The organism is Flavobacterium succinicans LMG 10402 (genome assembly GCF_000611675.1).
Classification (GTDB): domain Bacteria; phylum Bacteroidota; class Bacteroidia; order Flavobacteriales; family Flavobacteriaceae; genus Flavobacterium; species Flavobacterium succinicans.
The window spans coordinates 1-20,509 of sequence record NZ_JATV01000007.1 but is presented as its reverse complement, the minus strand read 5'-3'; the positions used below and the strand labels follow the sequence as shown (position 1 = coordinate 20,509).

Sequence of the window (20,509 nt, the reverse complement as noted above, 5' to 3'; positions counted from 1 at the left end):
AAAGTAGCATTTATACTTTTATTTTGTGAAAAAAAAATATAAAAAATAACGATATTTGCAGTTCCGAAAAAAATAAAACACCACAAATATGGGAATGAATAAAAACACCATCCTAGGATGGGCCGCATTTATAATGTTTTTAATGGGCATTTTGCTCATTGGTCTAGGTGCATTTCGCTACAGAGATGTTTCTGGCTGGGGATTTGCCGCTGTTGGCATTGGTTTTTTAGCCAACGCTTGGGTTTTCAGTTCTCTGAAAGGACGCGTGTAGCTTGGTGAAATAAGTCATCAATTACAAACAATACACATTAATCTAAATAAACTAAAAATATGTCAGACGATAAGAAGGTCATTTTCTCGATGCAGAAACTGAGCAAAACCTATCAAGGTGCAGATAAACCAGTATTAAAAAACATTTATTTGAGTTTCTTTTATGGAGCTAAAATTGGTATTTTGGGTCTCAATGGATCCGGTAAATCTTCTCTTTTAAAAATTATTGCTGGGGTTGATAAAAATTACCAAGGTGATGTAGTCTTTCAACCAGGATACACAGTTGGCTATTTAGAACAAGAACCCATTTTGGATGACTCCAAAACAGTCATTGAAATCGTTCGTGAAGGAGCAGCCGAAACCATGGCAGTGCTTGAAGAATACAACCAAATCAACGATTTATTTGGTCTTGAAGAAAACTATTCTGATCCAGACAAAATGGACAAATTGATGGACCGACAAGCAGCCTTACAAGATAAAATTGATGCCTTAGGAGCTTGGGAAATTGATACCAAGTTGGAAATTGCTATGGATGCGTTACGTACTCCAGATGGTGATACCCCGATCAAAAACCTTTCTGGTGGTGAGCGTCGTCGTGTAGCTTTATGTCGTTTGTTGTTGCAACAACCTGATGTATTACTTTTGGATGAGCCTACCAACCACTTAGATGCCGAATCAGTATTGTGGTTAGAGCAACACTTAGCGCAATACTCAGGAACCGTAATTGCCGTAACGCACGATCGTTATTTCTTAGATAACGTTGCGGGATGGATTTTGGAATTAGACCGCGGAGAAGGTATTCCTTGGAAAGGAAATTATTCTTCTTGGTTGGATCAAAAATCAAATCGTTTGGCACAAGAAGAAAAAGTAGCTTCCAAACGCAGAAAAACTTTGGAACGCGAGTTAGACTGGGTACGTCAAGGTGCCAAAGGTCGTCAAACCAAACAAAAAGCGCGTTTGCAGAACTACGACAAACTTTTGAATGAAGATCAAAAACAACTCGACGAAAAATTAGAAATTTACATTCCTAATGGACCACGTTTGGGAACTAACGTAATCGAGGCCAAAAATGTAGCGAAAGCTTTTGGCGAAAAATTACTCTATGACAACCTTAATTTCACCCTACCGCAAGCCGGAATTGTTGGAATTATTGGACCAAACGGTGCGGGTAAATCCACCATTTTCAAGATGATCATGGGTGAACAACAAACCGATGCAGGTGAGTTTTCGGTAGGAGAAACGGTAAAAATCGCATACGTTGACCAATCACACTCTAATATTGATCCAAACAAATCCATTTGGGAAAACTTTGCCGATGGACAAGAATTGATCATGATGGGCGGAAAACAAGTAAATTCAAGAGCCTACTTATCTCGTTTTAACTTTGGAGGAGGCGAGCAAAACAAGAAAGTATCGATGCTTTCAGGTGGAGAACGCAACCGCTTACACTTAGCGATGACTTTGAAAGAAGAAGGAAACGTACTGCTTTTAGATGAGCCTACCAATGATTTGGATGTAAATACATTACGTGCACTTGAAGAAGGTCTAGAGAATTTTGCAGGTTGTGCAGTTGTTATTTCGCACGACAGATGGTTCTTAGACCGTATTTGTACGCACATTTTAGCGTTCGAAGGCGACTCCGAAGTATACTTCTTCGAAGGAAGTTTTACAGAATATGAAGAAAACAAAAAGAAACGATTAGGTGGCGACTTGACTCCAAAACGTTTGAAATACAGAAAATTAATCAGAAGCTAAACACCTTCAAAAACACTATTTTCAATCCACTATTTGCTAAAAGAGCAAATAGTGGATTTTTTTTTAGGAGCTAATCCTGCTGTACGCTATATCTTTATTTTACGGCTGCCCTCTAAAAAAAGGGCAGCCGCAAAATAAAGGATGCCGCTCCCATCAGGGCTATGGCAGTTGCTTTCTAAACAAGTTCTTTCTACTCTCAAGAAACGAAAAATAAGCCAACATTTATAAACTCATAAATAGTATCTCTCCTTTCATTTCAAGCAAAAATTTAACAAAATAAAAAATTTTTCTTTTTTAACATTGATTTTTATACTTCATAATTCTTAGCCAAAATTAAAATTATATCACAGAATAATAAATTGTTTTTTCTTATTTTGCATTAAAATTTGAGCCTCGATTCGAGCAAAAACAAAAAAAACAAACTACCCAAAAAAAGGGGTAAAATGTAAAAAAACTGTCACTTCCTTTTTTATCTATGTTTGATACAAACTTACCCAAACAACCACCACTAATTGTATCCTATCTAAAGGTAGGAGAATTGCTGTATTATTCGTTAATCCTTTTCATCCTAGAAGCCTGGATTTATGGCATTCAATTGCTACATGCCATCCAACATAGAGGAACCATAGCGATACTCTTTTGGATAGGCTGTTTTTTGTTTTCCTTTCTACACATTTTTTTGGTACTAGCCGACGGTTGGTCACGCTTTCAAAACTACAAAAGAGCCAAAGATCAATTTTTCATTCATGGTTTTAACCGACGCATTTGCGACACCTACATGGTTTCAAAATGCCAACGCATAGCGGCAACAGTTGCCGCCGACGAACTGGGTTTTAAAGATGAAATCGTCGATTATTACAAACAAAAAGGTGTAAAATGGTATCATTTCATCCCCTACTTTATGGTCAATGACCCACTGTTTTTTTTCAAAAAAAAATTCTGGAATCGCACTTTTCTAGAACCCAGCTATCAATCAAGATTTGATTATAACGCGATTCAAACAAAGCTTACCCAATAATGGAAATACATAATATTTACAAATCCTACGGCAATTTGGAAGTTCTTCGTGGAGTTTCAATGCATTGTCCACCCGGAGAAATCATAGGCATATTAGGCGCTAATGGTGCAGGAAAAACAACCTTGTTTAAAATTATTTTTGGTTTAATACAACCCGACAGCGGAACGGTGATATTACCACAACATCGCGCAAAACCCTTAGGCGGTATCATTGAGAAGCCCGGTCTGTACGAATATCTTTCGGCTGCAGAAAACCTAAAACTCTTTGCCGGTATGCAAGGACTAAAAACCTCCACAAATTTCACCAATGATTGCCTCATACAAGTAGGACTGGATCCAAATCGGAAAGATGCGGTAAGTCGTTTTTCCATGGGAATGAAACAGCGTTTGGCTATCGCCATTGCGCTACTCAATCAACCTGCTGTGTTGGTTTTAGACGAGCCCTTCAATGGTTTAGACCCGATTGGTGTAGCCGCATTGCGTCAACTTATCCTTGATCTTTGCGAAAAACAACAACTTTCTATTGTACTCTCCTCGCATATTACTGAAGAAATTGCTAAAACCTGCCATCGTCTCTATGTTTTAAAAAAAGGAGAAATGATACACAGTGGACCAACGCAAGAATTACTTTCTGCACACACCATAGGCTATGCCATTTACGGAAAAGGAATTGCCAATGCTAAGGCACTTCAAAACTACACGTACCAAATTCGAGGGCAAATAGCATGGGTAGCCATAACATCAGACCAAATAAGTGATTTGATAAGAGCTTTGTTAAAGGAAGGGATCGCGATTGAATCCTGCATACCCGATTACAGCATGAAAGAACTTTTTGAAATTTAATTTATGATGTGGCAATTAATCAAAATCGAGTGGTACAAACTATTCAAACAAAAGAGAACCTATTGGGCACTTGGAGCCATTGTAATTATTGAAGCAATGGTCTTAGTGGGCGCCTATTTTCAGGGTACCGATATTATTGAACTTCTTTTAGAAAATTTACGTAAATCGTTCTATTTTAAAGGCAATTTATTGAATGGAAACCTAATGGTGTATTTGTTATTGAATACACTTTGGTTTCATTTACCTTTAATCTTGATGATTTTGGTTTCAGGAATGATAACAACGGAATATAAAGACAAAACACTACAAGCTATTTTTCTGCAACCTGTAAGCAAATTGAAATTTATCACAGCAAAATACCTCGTTGCCATACAGCTTACAATTGTTGTTTTGCTATTTCTTGCTTTTACTTCTATTGTGTTTTCCAATGCTATCTTTGGTCATGGCGATTTGATTGTATATCTAGAATCGCTCAACTTTTTTACAGATGCGATAGCCAAACAACGCATCCTCTTGGCTTTTGTCTCTGGTGGATTCTCTATGTTATTCTACACCGTTGTGAGCATGACGCTGGCTTTAGTCATTAAAGAAGCTACCGCTACTTGGATTGCTTCTTCATTTTTTTTAGTATTTACCAATTTATTGCTCAAAATAGATTTAAGTTCGACTTTCTTAAATCAATGGTTTTATGTAAAATTAATCGACAGTTGGCAATATTTCTTTTATCCTGAAATCGCTTGGAATCAAGTATATTTCAATACCATTTTATTATTCATTTACACTCTGATAACAGCCGTTTTAGGTGGCTATTTATTCATCCGAAAAGACCTTGACTAATGCGACTAATTTTATATATAGGATTATTTTTTCTATCCGTAACTTCCTGCTTTTCCCAACCAATAGACAAAGAGCTATTGGCTTTGAAACAACGAATGGATTCGGTGACTTATTTCAATGCAACATTGAATTTGAAAGTCGATATTTCGTTTATTAATATGCCTAATAAACAAGCAAAAATCACTTATACCAAAGGCAAAAGAATGAAAATTGATACCGATGATTTTGTTCTTTTACCCAAAAGAGGGTTGGATTTTTCACTAAATAGCCTCACAGAATATCCATACATCACAGTGGACAGAGGTAAAGAAGTGAAAAATGGCAAACTCTGTAAAGTCCTAAATATCATTCCAATCGATCCAAAAGCCGATTTTTCGATAGCAACCGTTTGGCTGGATCAAAAGTCAAAACGTCTTCATGCCACAGAAATTAACACCAAAAAAGATGGAGCCTATCAAATGCTTATGGAATATCAAAAAAACAAAGATATTTTACCTGAAAAAGTAGCCATTAGTTTTGAAATTGAAAAACTAAAAATTCCAATAAACTTTCTAGGAAAAGGAACCACCATTGACAAAAAGAAAATGAAAACGGAAGCAACCAAAAAAGGAAAAATTTATCTGCAGTTGATGTATGCCACGATCAAAATGCAGGGCAACTAATTCTTTTATTCTGCTGCTTTGGGATGATCTTCGTACCAATTTTTGAAGGTTTTAGTGGTACTATAAAAATCTTTCAGCACCTTGTATACCATCAAAACAATCAAGAGATTGCCTATTACAAACAAAATACTCATCATTTTTAAGGAAGTATCTATTTGACAAAAAGCAATAAAAAAGACCAAATATAAAGTAGTAAATCCAACTAAAAAAAAGGCAGTATTTTTCATGAGATTAAATTTAAAATAGTAAATCAAGTTTTAAAAAAGCTGCACTAATTTACATAAATGACTGTATTTCAAATTACAACAATAGTTAATTTACACACAAATTAAAATATTGTGTAAGAAGAAAGGTTATGCCTTCCTTATTTTTCAAAATCAACTTTTTAAATTTTTAACTACCTTTAATTAAAAATGAATACAAAAAAAGACAAAGAAACGATCCTATACGACAACAAGGAATTCAATTGTCCCTTAGCTTTTACTTTGCGCTTAATTGGGGACAAATACAAGAGCCTCATTTTATTTCACTTAAAAGAAGGTCCCGTCCGATCCGGTGAATTGCAAAAAAGCATCACTGATATTTCAAATAGAATGTTTATCTATTCTTTGCGGGCACTAGAAAAAGATGTCTTAGTTAAACGAACTGTTTTTCCAGTTACCCCACCCAGAGTCGAATATGAATTAACGGCTGCTGGCAAAAGCATCATCCCCATTATTCTGCAATTGAACCAATGGGGACAAGATTTTGCAAAATCCAATTATTTGTATGCGCCTTGTGAATAATGAAGTTCATAAGAGTGCGTATAAATCTCGAATACGGTTCCAAATGGATCTTCCACATAACACATGCGATAGGGTTTTTCGCCTGGATAATACTCTCGGATAGGCATTCTTTGTTTGCCACCGGCTGCTACAATTTTTTCAACCAATCCTTCAATATCTGGATCTTGAATTGAAAAATGAAACAACCCAGAACGGAAAGGTTCAAAATTGGGCTTTAGCTCTTTACTTTCCTTAAATTCAAACAATTCTATCCCAATTCTATCTCCCGTTGATAGATGAGCAATTTTAAAGGTGCCCCAACCTTCTCCAAAAACATCAATACACATTTTTCCGATGGCAGTTTCGTTTTCTTCTTTAACAACGGTAGGTTGCATAATAACATAAAAACCTAAAATTTCGGTATAAAACTTTACCGCTTTCTCGATATCTGGAACTGTAATTCCGATATGAGAAAAGGTTTTAGGAAATGGGTTCAAAACTTCATTTTCATTTTTCATAATTGATTTTTTTTGTGAATAACTCAGTGTGGTGAGTAACAATAAAGCTACTCCTAAAATTAATTTATTTTTAAACATAACCAATGATTTATGGCGCAAAACTAAAACTTTAAATACTGCAAAACAATACATTACATCCAATGCAGCTAGTAACACAAATGTGTATTTTTATGATTCACGGGGAGTTGTAGTCGAAAAAAAAATACAAAAAAAATAGGACTGTCCTAATTCTTAAAAAAAACAAAACACCAAGATGAAATGTATTTCTTAAAAAAAGAACACTAGTTCACTATCAATTGTTTAATTTAGAGTCCATAAAATCAATTAATAAAATGGAAATAGACTTCATAATAAATACTATTTATCCATTACCTGAATCTTCCATAAACTCTTTTAAAGAGGCCATTTCTTTAGTTACATTTCCTAAAGGCCATATTTTAATGCATGAAAATAAAATCGAAAACCATATTTATATCATTAAAAAAGGGATTGTTAGAGCTTACACCAACTTTGACGGTAAGGAAGTCACATTCTGGTTCGGAAAAGAAGCTGATACGGTACTTTCGCTAAAAAACTATGTTTTAAATCAAAAAAGTTACGAAAACATTGAATTACTTGAAGAAAGTAGTTTCTATAAAATTAATCAATCCATTTTGAACCAGCTTTTAACCAGTGATATTCACATTGCCAATTGGGCCAGAAAAATGGCAGAATTGGAGCTAATCAAAACCGAAAAACGATTAATTGACATACAATTCAAGAAGGCTTCTGACAGATACGAGGATTTGATCAATCATCGCCCAGATCTTTTTCAACGCGTTCCGTTGGGAATTATCGCTTCCTATTTAGGTATTTCACAAGTTAGTTTAAGTAGGATCAGAGCAACTCAAAACATTAAAAGTATTTAACATTTGTAAAATTTTAATTGAAAACGGAGCTATAACTTTGTCAAAAAAAATAAATCATGAATTGGATTCTACTCATCATCGCAGGATTATTTGAAGTAGCCTTTGCTGCTTGTTTAGGCAAAGCCAAAGAAACAAACGGTACCGAAATGTATTATTGGTATGCCGGTTTTTTACTCTCATTATTAATCAGCATGGCTTTATTAATAAAAGCTACACAAACCCTTCCCATTGGTACTGCCTATGGAGTTTGGACAGGCATTGGAGCCGTAGGTACGGTTTTGATTGGAATTTTTGTTTTCAAAGAACCAGCTAGTTTCTGGCGATTATTTTTTATAACCACCTTAATTGCTTCCATCATCGGCTTAAAGGTAGTTTCACATTAACCATTACAATCATGAAAAAAATCATCATAATTGGAGGAGGATTTGCAGGACTAAACTTAGCTAAAGATACTACAAACAAAGCCTACGAAATCACTTTGGTGGACAAGAACAATTATGTGTTCTTCCCTCCTTTGCTGTATCAAGTAGCTACTGGTTTTTTGGAACCTTCTAACATTAGCTATCCCTTTAGAAAACTATTACGAAACAAAAAAAACGTGAATTTTGTAAATGGTGAACTTTTAAAAATTGAGGCTAATCAGAAAAAAGTGATCCTTTCTACTTGCGAGCTTACGTATGACTATTTAGTATTTGCCACAGGAACAGTTACGAATTATTTTGGAATGAAAAATGTTCAAAAGAATGCCATTCCAATGAAAACGTTGAATGATGCTTTAGAAATGCGTAATTTTTTATTGCAGCAAATCGAGGAAGCGACAAGACTACTCGACAACAAAAAAAAGTTAAAAGAAAAACTTACCATTGTGGTTGCGGGAGGTGGACCTACAGGCGTTGAAATTTCAGGCATGCTGGCAGAGTTACGCAAAACCGTTTTCAAAAAAGATTATCCAGAATTCAACAAACATCCTTTTAAAACGCATATTTACTTAGTAGATGGCAGCGCACAGCTATTATCTCCTATGAGCAAAAAAGCACAAGAAAACACTCTAATAGATTTGAAAAAATTAGGCGTCAAAGTGTATTTAAATACGCAGGTCACCGATTTTTCAAATCAAAAAGTACTATTAAGCAATGGAAAAATAATAGAAACCGAAAATTTAATTTGGGCAGCAGGCGTTACGACTCAACAGTTTGAAGGGATTCCATCAGATTGTTTTGGTCGGGGAAAAAGACTTCAAACCAATGGCTATAATGCTATTGAAAATTTAGAAAACTGCTATGCTATCGGTGACAATAGTATTCAGCTTACAGACAAAAATTTTCCAGATGGACATCCTCAAGTGGCACAAGTCGCCTTACAACAAGCTAAAAATTTAGCCAAAAACTTTGATAAGCTAGCCAATGGAAAAACTTTAAAAGAATTTTCATATACAGATAAAGGCTCAATGGCCATCATTGGAAGAAATAAAGCCGTAGCTGATTTACCTAAAAACTTGCATTTCAAAGGATTTTTCGCTTGGTTTATTTGGGTATTTGTGCACCTAATTTCTTTAATGCATTATCGAAATAAAATGGCTACATTTTACAACTGGTCTATTGCCTACTTCACCAAAGATCATGATTTGAGAATGATTATTAGACCTAATGCTCCAAATAAAGACAACTCCTAAAATCAAAAAGCAGTGATTCACACCACTGCTTTTTAATTGCATTACATCGATTTTAGACTAAATAGCCATGAATATTTCTAAAGCGTACTAAATTGTAAATTACTTAAGTTTTTGTAAATTCCATTTTCCAATGCAATTAGTTCTTGGTGCGTACCTTTTTCAGCAATTTGTCCTTGATCCAACACTAAGATTTGATCCGCACTACGAATCGTTGATAATCGGTGTGCAATGATGATACTCGTTCTTCCTTCCATTAAAATTTCTAAAGCTTCTTGAACTAATTTTTCGCTTTCGCTATCCAAAGAAGAAGTAGCTTCATCCAAAATCAAAATACTAGGATTTTTAAGCAACGCTCTTGCTATAGCAATACGCTGTCTTTGCCCACCAGAAAGTTTAATTCCTCTTTCTCCCACCACAGTTTCAAATTTTTCTGGAAATCCTTGAATAAATTGCAGCGCATTGGCTTGCTTAGCGGCTAACATAATTTCTTCGTCGGTGGCATTGGGCTTCCCATAAGCAATATTTTCTTTGATCGTTCCACCAAACAAAATCACATCTTGAGGTACTATACTCATATTACCACGCAAAGCCTCTAAATCGTAGGCCAACATATTTTTATCATCAATGGTAATTGTTCCTCCTGTGGTGTCGTAAAAACGGAGTAGCAAGGAAGCAATAGTTGATTTTCCTGCACCACTTGGCCCAACAATAGCAATTTTTTGTCCGGACAGAGCCGAAAAACTAACTCCTTTCAAAACTTCAATTTCTTTTCGGGAAGGATAGGTAAACGCAACATTTTGAAAAGCAACATCGCCTTTTATTTTAGGAAAATTTTGAATTTCAGTACTATTGATTTTTTCTGGTACTTCTTCTAACAATTCAAACACACGCTCGGTTGCTCCGATGGCTTTCTGCATTTGAGCATACAACTCGGCTATTCCCCCCGAAGAGGCACCCACATAACTAGAATACAAAATAAAAGTAAACAATTCGCCCACGGTAATTTCACCAGCAATACTCAATTGTACGCCATACCAAACTACAGCTACAATGGTTCCGAACAAACACACAATAATAAATGAGGCAAAATAACCGCGCAATTGCCCTCCTTTAATCGCCACTTTGACTACCTCGCGAATTTTTGTAGTATAACGGTCGATCTCGTACCATTCATTTGCAAAAGCTTTGACAATACTAATCCCTTGCATTGTTTCTTCAACTACCACTTGGCTTTCTGCTACTTGATCTTGAACTTTCTTAGAATATTTACGAATGTATCTACCAAAAAACACAGCCGCTACTCCAACCAATGGCACTACAGAAACCATCATAATAGTCAATTTCACATTAATGCTAGCCAACATAATAAAACTACCTACGATAAGAATAAATTGACGTAAAAATTCGGCAATAGTAGTGGTTAAGGTATCTTGAATTTGACTAATATCATTGCTTATGCGGCTATTTAACTCTCCTACTCTTTTTTGAGAAAAAAACGACATGGGCAATTTGACCAAATTGGTATACAACGCCAGTCTAACATTCGCTAAGGTGTTTTCTGTAAAATTCACAAAAAGTGACAATCTAAAAAAAGAAAAAACGGATTGCAAAACCAGTACTAAGGCCAATCCCAAAGCAATTTGATTGGCTAAATCAGCATCTTTCTTGTTAACACAATCCACAAGCATTCCCATAAACTTTGGAAAAGCCAATGCAGTAACACTCGTTAGCAACAGAAACAATAAGCCTAAGTAAAACTTCCATGTATTATTGCCCGCATATCTAAAAATAATCTTGGCTTTGTTGATTGATGTTGCGGTAATTTTTGCTTTAGGCAAATCATTTTCTTTAAATCTTCCCATAATCTTATTTTATAAAGGCCAAATGTAATACTATGGGAAGCGAATACAAAAAAATAAATGCATTTACACCCAAAACTAAACACTTGACTTTTAAGGAATAAAGAAAAAAGCACTGTTTTATTTTATTTTTTTTCAAAAAAACGCTTGCAAATACAAAATCTAGATGTATATTTGCACACGCAATAACGCAAGACATTGCAACCCGAAAGGGCGATTAGCTCAGCTGGTTCAGAGCACCTCGTTTACACCGAGGGGGTCGGGGGTTCGAACCCCTCATCGCCCACAGATAAAATCCGTAACGACTTGAAACATCAAGTTTTTACGGATTTTTTTTTTTATTTATTCCGAAATTTTGGGACTTCCCTTTTTTTGAAAGGATCAAAAATCATAAATAAAAGCGTTACAATAACTTACCATCTACTTAATTTGTAGTATATTTCAAGCTCTATATATTCATTTATGAAATTTAATGCAAAAATATTACTAGTCATCTTATCAATTGCAGTTTATGGATGCAGCATCACAAGAAACCCTTTGAAACAAACTCTAAAAACTAAAAAAGGGATTATTCATCAAGTAATGCAAAATCCATCAGCCTTTGAAGTTCAAATTATTTACTCTCAAATTACCAGAAACAAACAAGGAAAAGTTTCATTTAAGGATTATAAATATCATGTAGACGCCAATCAGTATTTTTATCCAGCTAGTACGGTCAAATTCCCTATCGCAGTTATGGCGATGGAAAAGTTAGATGCCATACCAAATACTTCAGTTAATTCAACATTTTCTATCGGAGACGCTACTTCAAAGTGGAAGTTTTCTGAGGAGATTTCAAAATTATTTGCTGTAAGCGATAATGAGGCTAGCAATCATCTTTTTGAATTTATTGGATTTGATGCATTAAACAATGGCATGAAACAAAAGGGGTTGTTCCCATTTAGAATAACACATAGATTATCAACCCCAAACTCGGGTAGTTTACTCATAAAACCCATAACTTTATATAAGGATGACAACACCATAACCGTTTTTCCTTCAACAACTTCTCAAAAATTTGAGCCATTGATGATAAATAATATCGTTAAAGGAAAAGGTTATTTTAATGATGCTACTAATGCAATAGTTGAGACTCCTTTTGATTTCTCACAAAAAAATTACTACCCGCTAGAAACTTTACACAATACACTCAAAAGAATTGTCTTTCCTGAAACTTTTAAGGAAAGTGAAAGATTTAAACTTTCTGAAAAAAGCAGAGCTTTTATCTTGTTTTCGATGCGAAATTTACCAAGAAACGCGGGTTATAACCCTAAAGAGTATTATGATGGTTATGGTAAATTTTTCTTATTCGGTGACTCTAAAGAAACCATACCCGATCATATAAAAATTTACAACAAAATAGGACAAGCTTACGGCACAGTAACGGATTGTGCCTATATTGTAGATTCCAAAAACAATATTGAATTTCTACTATCTGCTACTATTTTGGTCAATAAGGACAAGATTTTTAATGATGGAATTTATGAATACGATACCATTGGACTTCCTTTTTTAGCAGAATTAGGGCGTCAATTGTATGAAAAAAGCAGAAAATAATCTATATCAAAGTCAAAGCACCTAAAATTTCCTCTGATAAAAATGGTCCTCCAGGATATTTTGCCGTATAATCCAAATTCATCCAAACCTGCCCTCGTTCATCAATATGGTAATGGATTTCTTTGTTAGCACTCTCCTTAGGAAATAATTCGTTTTTAATCAAATAATTTACTTTTTCTAAATCTTCTTTGGTGCCAATTAAAATTTCCGGGTAAATATGCCCTTTGGTATGAATAAGTCGTGGAGTGCCACCAATAGCTCGAACGCAAGCAGCCATCAAAATGGAGTGATCGTCACAATCCCCGGAAAAATAGAGCAAGGATTCTGTAGCTGTCGCAATATAATCGCCATCTTTGGGATCATGTACATAATTCCAACGCGCATTGATTTCTTTGAACACTGCAAAACATTGTATTATGGTTCTATAATCAGAGTAGCCTTTAATGCTTTTAAAATGCTTACTTGTAGCCATTACCGCAAAATTCCTAACCTTAGGGCTTTGGTATTCAATAGCGCGTCTAATTTTTGTTTTATTAGGAAAAGGAAGGAGTTTTGCCACAATAATATCTTGAGGATAAGGGCTATCGGACATAGTGTATACCATTGAATTATAGTCTTCTACTATACTTTCAAAACCATAATTTCCAAAAACACTTCCATAAATTAGCACAAAAAAATACAGAATAATCACTATTAAGGTCAGTGTTTTCATCGCATTCAATATAAAATGAATCACCATAAAAACCAATGCAAAAATAAGTAGTCTATCAAGATTAAAAGCCCAATCTGGATCAATTACATTGTGATGTATAATAATAAAAACAGGAAATGTAATAATTAAATTTAAAATAGATATAAGCACAACATCCCAAGGTTTCTTGACTTGTAGTTGGGTTTTCAGCTTTGTGACATCAATTTTTTTAGGTGCTATCATATCATTGAAAAGCAGTACGATTATACCTCTTTTACTATAGCAGCAAATGTACTTGTTTTATCAATAATTCCGAGTTTCAATAATTGATTTTGGACATTGTTTAACACATTTTTACTTAGTTGTTTTTGCGACCATTCGGTTAAAGCTAACCATTTTTCAAGATCTTCTTCTTTTTGATGATAGCGTGACGCAAGCTTTGTGATAATGTTAGGTATCAATTTAAATTGTGACGTATTATGGTTGATTATTTCTAGAATTTTGGTAATCACATTTGGGTTTTGGTCTAAAATTTCGTCTCGAACTGCAATAACAAAACAAGGCCAAGGTGTGGGACAATCAGCGATTCTCCTAAAAATTCCTTTGTCAACAAGAGGTTGCGTCATGAATCTTTCCCACATAAAATAATCAGCCGTACCTTCGGTCAAAGCAATGACAGCTCCATCAATCGTATTGACAATTTCAAATGACAAGGAATTAGCGTCCCATTTTTGATTACCAGCATTGACATAGGCCATTAATTGAGAACCAGAACCTATTCTTGAAATGGCGGCTTTCGTGCCTTCAAGTTGGGCTAAGGTCTTGTATTTGGATTGGGCTGCCACATGAATTCCCCAAATTAATGGAGTTTCAACATACACTTGAACGATTTTTGCAGGATTTCCAGCGGTAATATCTTTTACGATACCTTCGGTTAAAATAATAGCAATATCCGTACTTCCATCGCGAAGCATTTGGCACATTTTACCTGTACCCTCTGGAACATCTGTCCATTGCAAGTCGATGGCTGCTTTTTTAAAATCTCCATTTTCAATGGCTAAGTGCCAAGGCAGATTAAAATGTTCTGGAACACCAGCTATTCGTATTGTTGTCATTTATTTTTGATTTGGATTCAATAGTTGCCACCATTTCCAATTGATGCCATCTTCAGCCGTATATTCTTCTATAAATTGCATACCACATTTGCTTAGGATATGATTGGAAGCACCATTTTGGGCGTGGGTGTAAGCATTCATCTCTTTTATCTTCATTTCATTAAAACCATACTCCAGCCAAAATTTTGTGGCTTCGGTGGCGTAGCCTTTGTTCCAAAAGCGCTCGTCCAAGCGGTATCCATAATCGTAAAAATTGGTGTTTCCGTTTTCTATATGGTCGTTGATGAACTTAATACCTGTCCAACCGATGAACTGCCCATCATCTTTTAAAAAAGTAGCAAAACGGCCAATTTTATTAGTTGCATATTGTTTTTGAAGCGATTCAATCACCGGATAGATTTCTGTAATATTTTGAACGGGTTTGTTCCATAAATATTTGTGGACAATAGGATTGGAATCCATAACAAACATAGCTTCGGCATCGTCAAGCGTAAATGGGCGAAGAATTAATCGGTCAGTTTCGAGAAGTACATCCATTTGTGGTAATTATTGGGCTAGTTTATTGAGCGTATACAAAATAAGTTCGTCTACGGCTTTATAAGGATCTTGGCTAAAAGTTCCGTTCGCGCGGTTGGCAATGATGGCATTCATAGATAAGCAATGATGTCCTAGTAATTTACCTAGTCCATAAATAGCACTGGTTTCCATTTCTAGATTGGTAATGCGATGCCCTTCAAAACTAAAGGAATCCATTTTAGAATTCAATGCTGAATCTTGAATTCCTAAACGCAACACACGTCCTTGTGGACCATAAAAACCACCAGCCGTTGCCGTAATTCCTTTATGAATTTGTTCACTTGCAATTAATTGCTCCAACTCAGTGGAACAACCTATAACATAAGGCGTTCCTTTTTTCAAATCCCAGTGGGTTTGTTCGATAAAGGCTTTTTCCAAACGAGTCTCAGAAATTGAATCAATCAAATAAGAGCGAAGCATATTGTCTAATCCTAGTCCGTATTGCGCCATCACAAAATGATCTACTGGGATATCAGCTTGCAGAGAACCTGAAGTTCCAATTCTGATGATTCGTAACGCTGTTAGGGTGTCTTTTATCTTTCTGGTTTTTAAATCGATATTGACTAAAGCGTCGAGTTCATTGAGTACAATATCTATATTATCTGGACCAATTCCAGTAGAAATCACACTAATTCGCTTGCCTTTATAGGTACCAGTTTGCGTTTTGAATTCTCTTTTTTGAACGGTAAACTCAATAGCATCAAAGTGCTTAGTGATTTTTTCTACACGATCTTGATCGCCTACAAACAGAATTGTTGTTGCAATTTGTTCTGGCTTTAAGTTAAGATGATACACACTACCATCAGGGTTGAGTATTAATTCGGAATCTTTTATCATAACCTATGTTTAAATTGTTTAAGGTTTAATCGTTTAATGTTATTAAAATGAGCACTAAAGCCTACATTATGAAGACTAGAGTACGTGCTTTTGTGTTTTTTATCTATGAAACTGAACACTAAAAGCTGCATACTGAACACTTACTATTTACCCTCCAACTCTTTTTGTTTTAAAGCCTTTTTCCTTTAAAATAGCCATTATCTTATCGCGGTAATCCCCTTGAATGATAATTGCTCCTTCTTTGAAAGTACCGCCAACACTCAATTTTGTTTTTATTTCTTTGGCTAGAATTTTGAAATCTTCATCGCTTCCTTCGTAGCCTTCTATAATCGTGGTGGCTTTGCCTTTTCGTTTTTCGTATTTACAAATCATCGGTTCTTTTTGCACGTACAATTCGTGCGCTACTTCCTCAATGGGTTCGTCAGGAAGGGGTTGATGATCTGGAAAAAGATGTTTTAATTGGTCTTGTAAATCCATTTTTTGTGTGTTTTGTGTATGTTTTTGAACGCTGATGCCGCGGATTTTTCAGATTTATGAAGTCTTATTTTCTATTATTTTGATATACTTTTCTAATGAATTCAGGTTTTTTGCCAAAATTTAAAAGCAAACCAACTTCACACGAAGTTGCTTTTAAATAATTCAGTATTTGAAATTCATTCGCTTCAACCAAATAATCTTGCGCTTTTAATTCTAAAATTACTAAATCATTTACAATAATGTCAGCAAAATAATCCCCAACTTCAATCTCTTTATAATAAACTTTGATTTTCTTTTGAGCTTCAACGTGAAATCCATTTGCTTTAAGTTCATAATACAAAGCATTTTGATACACTCTTTCTAGAAAACCGTATCCTAACTCATTATAAACTTCAAAAAATATCTTTAATATTGATTTGGTTAATTCTTGATGTAAAATACTACTCATAAATAAATTAATCTGCGCAAATCTGTAAAATCTGCGTTATCCGCGTTCCTTTTTTTTATAAAAACAAAAAGACATCAAGCGAGCTTGACATCTTTTGTATTGTATAAAAGTAAAAATTATTTTTTGATTAAACCCAAATCCACCAAACGCTCATATAAATAATCGCCAGCAGTGATATCATCAAACAATTTAGGGTGTTGATCATCGATACAATTTTCCAAGCAATTTAGTTTCATATCGCTAACAGGATGCATGAAAAACGGAATAGAATAACGTGAGGTTCCCCATAATTCTCTTGGTGGATTCACTACTTGATGAATCGTTGATTTCAAACGATTATTGGTGTGACGGGATAACATATCACCAACATTAATCATTAATTCGTCAGGTTGTGCCATAGCATCAATCCATTCGCCATCGTGATTTTGCACTTGCAACCCTTTTCCTTGAGCACCCATTAATAGGGTAATCAAATTAATATCTCCGTGAGCTGCTGCACGAACTGCGCCGTCTTTTGGCTCATCTGTAATTGGAGGATAATGAATAGGTCGTAAAATGCTATTACCATCTTTTACGTATTGGTCAAAATAAAATTCATCCAATCCAATAAACAAGGCTAATGCTCTTAGAACATAAACTCCGGTTTTCTCCAACATTTGATAGGCTTCTTTTCCAACTGTATTAAAATTGGCTAATTCTGAAACTTCAACATTGGCAGGATATTCACCAGCGTATTTTGAACCTTCGCTTACATATTGGCCAAAATGCCAAAATTCTTTCAAATCTCCAGCTGAGCGTCCTTTGGCATGTTCTTTTCCAAAAGAAATATAGCCCCTTTGCCCACCAATACCTGGAATTTCATATTTTTCTTTTACTTCGAGAGGAAGTGTAAAAAAGTTACGAACTTCGGTATACAAGTTCTCCACTAATTCGTCATTCAAAAAATGACCTTTTAATGCTACGAAGCCTATTTCTTCGTAAGCGGTTCCGATTTCATTTACAAATTTTTGTTTACGTTTCGGGTCATCCGAAAGGAAATCACGCAAGTCAACACTAGGAATGTTTTGCATATTATTTGAATTTTGATAATTTAGAAGCTTTTTAAAACTTCTAAGCACAAATGTAAAGAATATTTTGATTTGTAATTTTAATTAATCCAAATCAGAACTAAAAAATATAACAAAAAAACAAGAAACTGTTATATTTTTATATCTTTGAAAACTATCTAAAACCTAAAAACAAATGATTTTTGACATAAAGCAACTTACCAACGATCAATTAATTAGTCTCTATAAGAAAATACTACTTCCCAGATTAATCGAGGAGAAAATGCTCATTCTTATAAGACAAGGTAAAGTGTCTAAATGGTTTTCAGGCATTGGTCAAGAAGCAATTGCTGTAGGTATTACCGCTGCTTTAGACCAAGATGAGTATATTTTGCCAATGCATAGAAATTTAGGAGTTTTTACAGGAAGAGCTATTCCATTACACCGATTATTTTCTCAATGGCAAGGTAAAGCAAATGGTTTTACAAAAGGTAGAGATCGCAGTTTTCACTTCGGTACCCAAGAATATAAAATTATTGGAATGATTTCGCATTTGGGACCTCAATTAGGGGTGGCCGATGGGATTGCTCTGGCCAATACTTTGAAAAAAAACAATAAAATTACAGCCGTTTTTACAGGTGAAGGAGCGACAAGTGAAGGAGACTTTCACGAAGCTTTAAATATTGCCGCTGTTTGGGATTTACCCGTTCTTTTTGTCATTGAAAACAATGGTTATGGCCTTTCTACGCCAACTAATGAACAATACCGTTGTGAAAATTTAGCCGACAAAGGAAAAGGTTACGGAATGGAAAGCCATATTGTGGATGGTAATAATATTTTGGAAGTTTTTACTTTGATTAGTGAATTAAAAGCCTCGATGGTTGAACGTCCTCGTCCTATTTTACTAGAATTTAAAACCTTTAGAATGCGAGGTCACGAAGAAGCAAGCGGTACTAAATATGTGCCGCAAGAATTGATGGATTTATGGGCAGTGAAAGACCCTGTTGCGAATTATAAAGACTTTTTACTTCAAAATGGCATTCTTACAGAAGCAGAAGATGCTGAAATCAAAGCAAAAATAAAACAGGAAATCGATACCGATTGGGCTTTGGCGAATGCCGAACCGGAAATTGAAGCTAGTTTCGACGAAGAGTTAAATGATGTTTATAAACCCTACGTTGCAGAAATTGTTGAACCTTCAGGAGCTACCGAAAATATTCGTTTTATAGATGCCATTAGTCAAGGATTAAGACAATCCATGCAGCGCTATGAAAACTCTGTTATCATGGGGCAAGATATTGCTGAATATGGTGGTGCTTTTAAAATAACTGATGGTTTTGTGGCTGAATTTGGTAAAGAACGCGTTCGAAATACCCCTATTTGCGAAAGTGCAGTGGTCTCAGCGGCTATGGGATTGTCAATTAATGGATACAAAGCCATCATGGAAATGCAATTTGCAGATTTTGTATCTACAGGTTTTAATCCAATAGTAAATCTTTTGGCTAAATCGCATTATCGTTGGCTGGAAAAAGCCGATGTTGTTGTCCGCATGCCTTGCGGTGGAGGAACACAAGCTGGACCGTTTCATTCTCAAACCAATGAAGCTTGGTTTACCAAAACACCAGGTTTGAAAGTAGTGTATCCGGCTTTTCCTTATGACGCCAAAGGTTTACTAAACGAATCCATTAATGACCCTAATCCGGTTTTATTTTTCGAACATAAATTATTATACCGTTCTGTTTATCAAGAGGTTCCAAAAGAGTATTACACGCTTCCTTTAGGTAAAGCAGCTCTTTTGAAAGAAGGTAATCAAATCACCATTATTGCTTTTGGAGCTACTGTTCATTGGGCATTGGAAACCTTAGATAAAAATCCACAGCTTAGTGCCGATGTGATTGACTTACGAACCTTGCAACCGTTGGACACCGAAACCATTTTTTCTTCTGTAAAGAAAACAGGAAAAGCCATTATTGTTCAAGAAGACAGTCTTTTTGGCGGAATTGCAAGTGATTTGTCCGCATTGATTATGGAAAATTGCTTTGAGTATTTGGATGCGCCAGTAAAACGAGTAGCCAGTTTGGATTCGCCTATTCCTTTTACCAAAGCACTAGAAGACCAATACTTACCTAAAGGCAGATTCGAAAAAGAATTGCTGGATTTAATCGAGTATTAATTCTAAAATAATAAGTAACCCCCACAAAAGGCATTTTCAGTGAATAGGGTTCCCGCTATCCTCTAAATCTTGCTTGGGCTTTATTCGCCCAAGCAAGGATACCGCTGCTATCGGGGTTAAGGAGCTACAATGGGCCTATTTATAGGCATTGTTACAACCAAAAAACTCCATTAGAGGTTCTCTAATGGAGTTTTTTTTTTGTTTTTGTACTCAGAGCGGGACTTGAACCCGCACGAACATTGCTGTTCACTGGATTTTAAGTCCAGCGTGTCTACCAATTTCACCATCCGAGCAATTAGTGGTACCTCCAGGGATCGAACCAGGGACACATGGATTTTCAGTCCATTGCTCTACCATCTGACGTATAGAAAACTATCCAGAGAATACCGTAGAGATCTACAACCGTTGGGGTGTATTGGTTTTTGAAGTAGAGGGTTATGACAAT

At 35.4% G+C, this 20,509-nt stretch carries 23 protein-coding genes and 2 tRNA genes; 14 read left to right on the top strand and 11 right to left on the bottom strand.

Annotated features, from left to right (window positions below; all coding sequences use genetic code 11):
- Positions 1–88: 88 nt before the first annotated feature.
- The 6 genes from AO58_RS17060 (at position 89) to AO58_RS0108135 (ending at position 5,384) form a co-directional block, all read left to right on the top strand.
- Positions 89–271: a CAL67264 family membrane protein gene (locus AO58_RS17060; protein ID WP_035717520.1), complete on the top strand. Its 183-nt coding sequence runs from the start codon at positions 89–91 to the stop codon at positions 269–271.
- Positions 272–330: 59 nt separating this feature from the next.
- The gene (gene ettA, locus AO58_RS0108155; protein WP_024981240.1) at positions 331–2,025 is read left to right on the top strand and encodes an energy-dependent translational throttle protein EttA; all 1,695 of its coding nucleotides are present in this window, start codon (positions 331–333) and stop codon (positions 2,023–2,025) included.
- Between the two features lie 475 nt (positions 2,026–2,500).
- Positions 2,501–3,043 carry a hypothetical protein gene (locus AO58_RS0108150; protein ID WP_024981239.1) on the top strand — a complete coding sequence of 181 codons (543 nt, stop codon included), beginning with the start codon at positions 2,501–2,503 and terminating at the stop codon, positions 3,041–3,043.
- On the top strand, positions 3,043–3,885 hold the full coding sequence (locus tag AO58_RS0108145) for an ABC transporter ATP-binding protein (RefSeq protein ID WP_035717518.1): 843 nt from the start codon (positions 3,043–3,045) through the stop codon (positions 3,883–3,885). Before AO58_RS0108150 ends, AO58_RS0108145 begins: the two co-directional genes overlap by 1 nt.
- Positions 3,886–3,888: 3 nt before the next feature.
- A complete protein-coding gene (locus AO58_RS0108140) occupies positions 3,889–4,722 on the top strand; it encodes an ABC transporter permease (protein WP_244530700.1) in 834 nt (277 codons plus the stop codon).
- Positions 4,722–5,384 carry a hypothetical protein gene (locus tag AO58_RS0108135; protein ID WP_024981236.1) on the top strand — a complete coding sequence of 221 codons (663 nt, stop codon included), beginning with the start codon at positions 4,722–4,724 and terminating at the stop codon, positions 5,382–5,384. The genes AO58_RS0108140 and AO58_RS0108135 overlap by 1 nt, the downstream gene beginning before the upstream one ends.
- Positions 5,385–5,389: 5 nt before the next feature.
- On the opposite strand, the gene AO58_RS0108130 is transcribed toward AO58_RS0108135, so the two are convergent.
- Entirely contained in the window at positions 5,390–5,611 is a 222-nt protein-coding gene (locus AO58_RS0108130; RefSeq protein ID WP_024981235.1) for a hypothetical protein, read from the bottom strand.
- Between the two features lie 186 nt (positions 5,612–5,797).
- On the opposite strand from AO58_RS0108130, the gene AO58_RS0108125 reads away from it, so the two are divergent.
- On the top strand, positions 5,798–6,169 hold the full coding sequence (locus AO58_RS0108125) for a winged helix-turn-helix transcriptional regulator (RefSeq protein ID WP_024981234.1): 372 nt from the start codon (positions 5,798–5,800) through the stop codon (positions 6,167–6,169).
- Here AO58_RS0108125 and AO58_RS0108120 read toward each other — a convergent pair.
- The gene (locus tag AO58_RS0108120) at positions 6,145–6,666 is read right to left on the bottom strand and encodes a lactoylglutathione lyase family protein (protein WP_035717539.1); all 522 of its coding nucleotides are present in this window, start codon (positions 6,664–6,666) and stop codon (positions 6,145–6,147) included. The two genes, AO58_RS0108125 and AO58_RS0108120, sit on opposite strands and share 25 nt — an antisense overlap.
- 332 nt (positions 6,667–6,998) lie before the next feature.
- Here AO58_RS0108120 and AO58_RS0108110 point away from each other — a divergent pair, with 332 nt between their 5' ends.
- From AO58_RS0108110 to AO58_RS0108100, 3 genes are read left to right on the top strand one after another with little or no spacing between them, the layout of a single operon-like run.
- Entirely contained in the window at positions 6,999–7,574 is a 576-nt protein-coding gene (locus tag AO58_RS0108110) for a Crp/Fnr family transcriptional regulator (RefSeq protein ID WP_024981231.1), read from the top strand.
- A gap of 56 nt (positions 7,575–7,630) precedes the next feature.
- The gene (locus tag AO58_RS0108105) at positions 7,631–7,957 is read left to right on the top strand and encodes a DMT family transporter (protein WP_024981230.1); all 327 of its coding nucleotides are present in this window, start codon (positions 7,631–7,633) and stop codon (positions 7,955–7,957) included.
- 11 nt (positions 7,958–7,968) lie between these two features.
- Positions 7,969–9,246, top strand: a complete 1,278-nt coding sequence (locus AO58_RS0108100) for an NAD(P)/FAD-dependent oxidoreductase (RefSeq protein ID WP_035717515.1) — start codon at positions 7,969–7,971, stop codon at positions 9,244–9,246.
- 77 nt (positions 9,247–9,323) lie between these two features.
- Here AO58_RS0108100 and AO58_RS0108095 read toward each other — a convergent pair whose 3' ends face one another.
- Entirely contained in the window at positions 9,324–11,108 is a 1,785-nt protein-coding gene (locus AO58_RS0108095) for an ABC transporter ATP-binding protein (RefSeq protein WP_024981228.1), read from the bottom strand.
- Between the two features lie 208 nt (positions 11,109–11,316).
- Between AO58_RS0108095 and AO58_RS0108090 the strand changes: the two genes are divergently transcribed.
- Positions 11,317–11,391 (top strand) — tRNA-Val (locus AO58_RS0108090).
- Positions 11,392–11,567: 176 nt separating this feature from the next.
- On the top strand, positions 11,568–12,701 hold the full coding sequence (locus AO58_RS0108085) for a serine hydrolase (protein ID WP_024981227.1): 1,134 nt from the start codon (positions 11,568–11,570) through the stop codon (positions 12,699–12,701).
- 1 nt (position 12,702) lies between these two features.
- Here AO58_RS0108085 and AO58_RS0108080 read toward each other — a convergent pair whose 3' ends face one another.
- From AO58_RS0108080 to AO58_RS0108050, 7 genes are all read right to left on the bottom strand, one after another.
- Positions 12,703–13,635 carry a transglutaminase-like domain-containing protein gene (locus AO58_RS0108080; RefSeq protein ID WP_024981226.1) on the bottom strand — a complete coding sequence of 311 codons (933 nt, stop codon included), beginning with the start codon at positions 13,633–13,635 and terminating at the stop codon, positions 12,703–12,705.
- Positions 13,636–13,655: 20 nt separating this feature from the next.
- Positions 13,656–14,507: a substrate-binding domain-containing protein gene (locus AO58_RS0108075; RefSeq protein ID WP_024981225.1), complete on the bottom strand. Its 852-nt coding sequence runs from the start codon at positions 14,505–14,507 to the stop codon at positions 13,656–13,658.
- Positions 14,508–15,044 carry a GNAT family N-acetyltransferase gene (locus AO58_RS0108070; protein WP_024981224.1) on the bottom strand — a complete coding sequence of 179 codons (537 nt, stop codon included), beginning with the start codon at positions 15,042–15,044 and terminating at the stop codon, positions 14,508–14,510.
- A gap of 9 nt (positions 15,045–15,053) precedes the next feature.
- The gene (locus AO58_RS0108065) at positions 15,054–15,920 is read right to left on the bottom strand and encodes a nucleoside phosphorylase (protein ID WP_024981223.1); all 867 of its coding nucleotides are present in this window, start codon (positions 15,918–15,920) and stop codon (positions 15,054–15,056) included.
- A gap of 147 nt (positions 15,921–16,067) precedes the next feature.
- The gene (locus AO58_RS0108060; RefSeq protein WP_024981222.1) at positions 16,068–16,397 is read right to left on the bottom strand and encodes a translation initiation factor; all 330 of its coding nucleotides are present in this window, start codon (positions 16,395–16,397) and stop codon (positions 16,068–16,070) included.
- Positions 16,398–16,461: 64 nt separating this feature from the next.
- Positions 16,462–16,845: a GxxExxY protein gene (locus AO58_RS0108055; protein WP_024981221.1), complete on the bottom strand. Its 384-nt coding sequence runs from the start codon at positions 16,843–16,845 to the stop codon at positions 16,462–16,464.
- Positions 16,846–16,961: 116 nt separating this feature from the next.
- Positions 16,962–17,915 (bottom strand): isopenicillin N synthase family dioxygenase, encoded by a 954-nt coding sequence (locus tag AO58_RS0108050; protein WP_024981220.1) that lies wholly within the window; start codon positions 17,913–17,915, stop codon positions 16,962–16,964.
- Between the two features lie 172 nt (positions 17,916–18,087).
- Between AO58_RS0108050 and AO58_RS0108045 the strand changes: the two genes are divergently transcribed.
- Positions 18,088–20,064, top strand: a complete 1,977-nt coding sequence (locus tag AO58_RS0108045) for an alpha-ketoacid dehydrogenase subunit alpha/beta (protein ID WP_024981219.1) — start codon at positions 18,088–18,090, stop codon at positions 20,062–20,064.
- A gap of 207 nt (positions 20,065–20,271) precedes the next feature.
- On the opposite strand, the gene AO58_RS0108040 is transcribed toward AO58_RS0108045, so the two are convergent.
- Positions 20,272–20,357: transfer RNA gene (locus tag AO58_RS0108040), tRNA-Leu, on the bottom strand.
- Between the two features lie 71 nt (positions 20,358–20,428).
- Here AO58_RS0108040 and AO58_RS17740 point away from each other — a divergent pair.
- Positions 20,429–20,509: T9SS type B sorting domain-containing protein (locus tag AO58_RS17740; RefSeq protein ID WP_155959412.1), on the top strand; the 81-nt coding region annotated here is incomplete at its 3' end.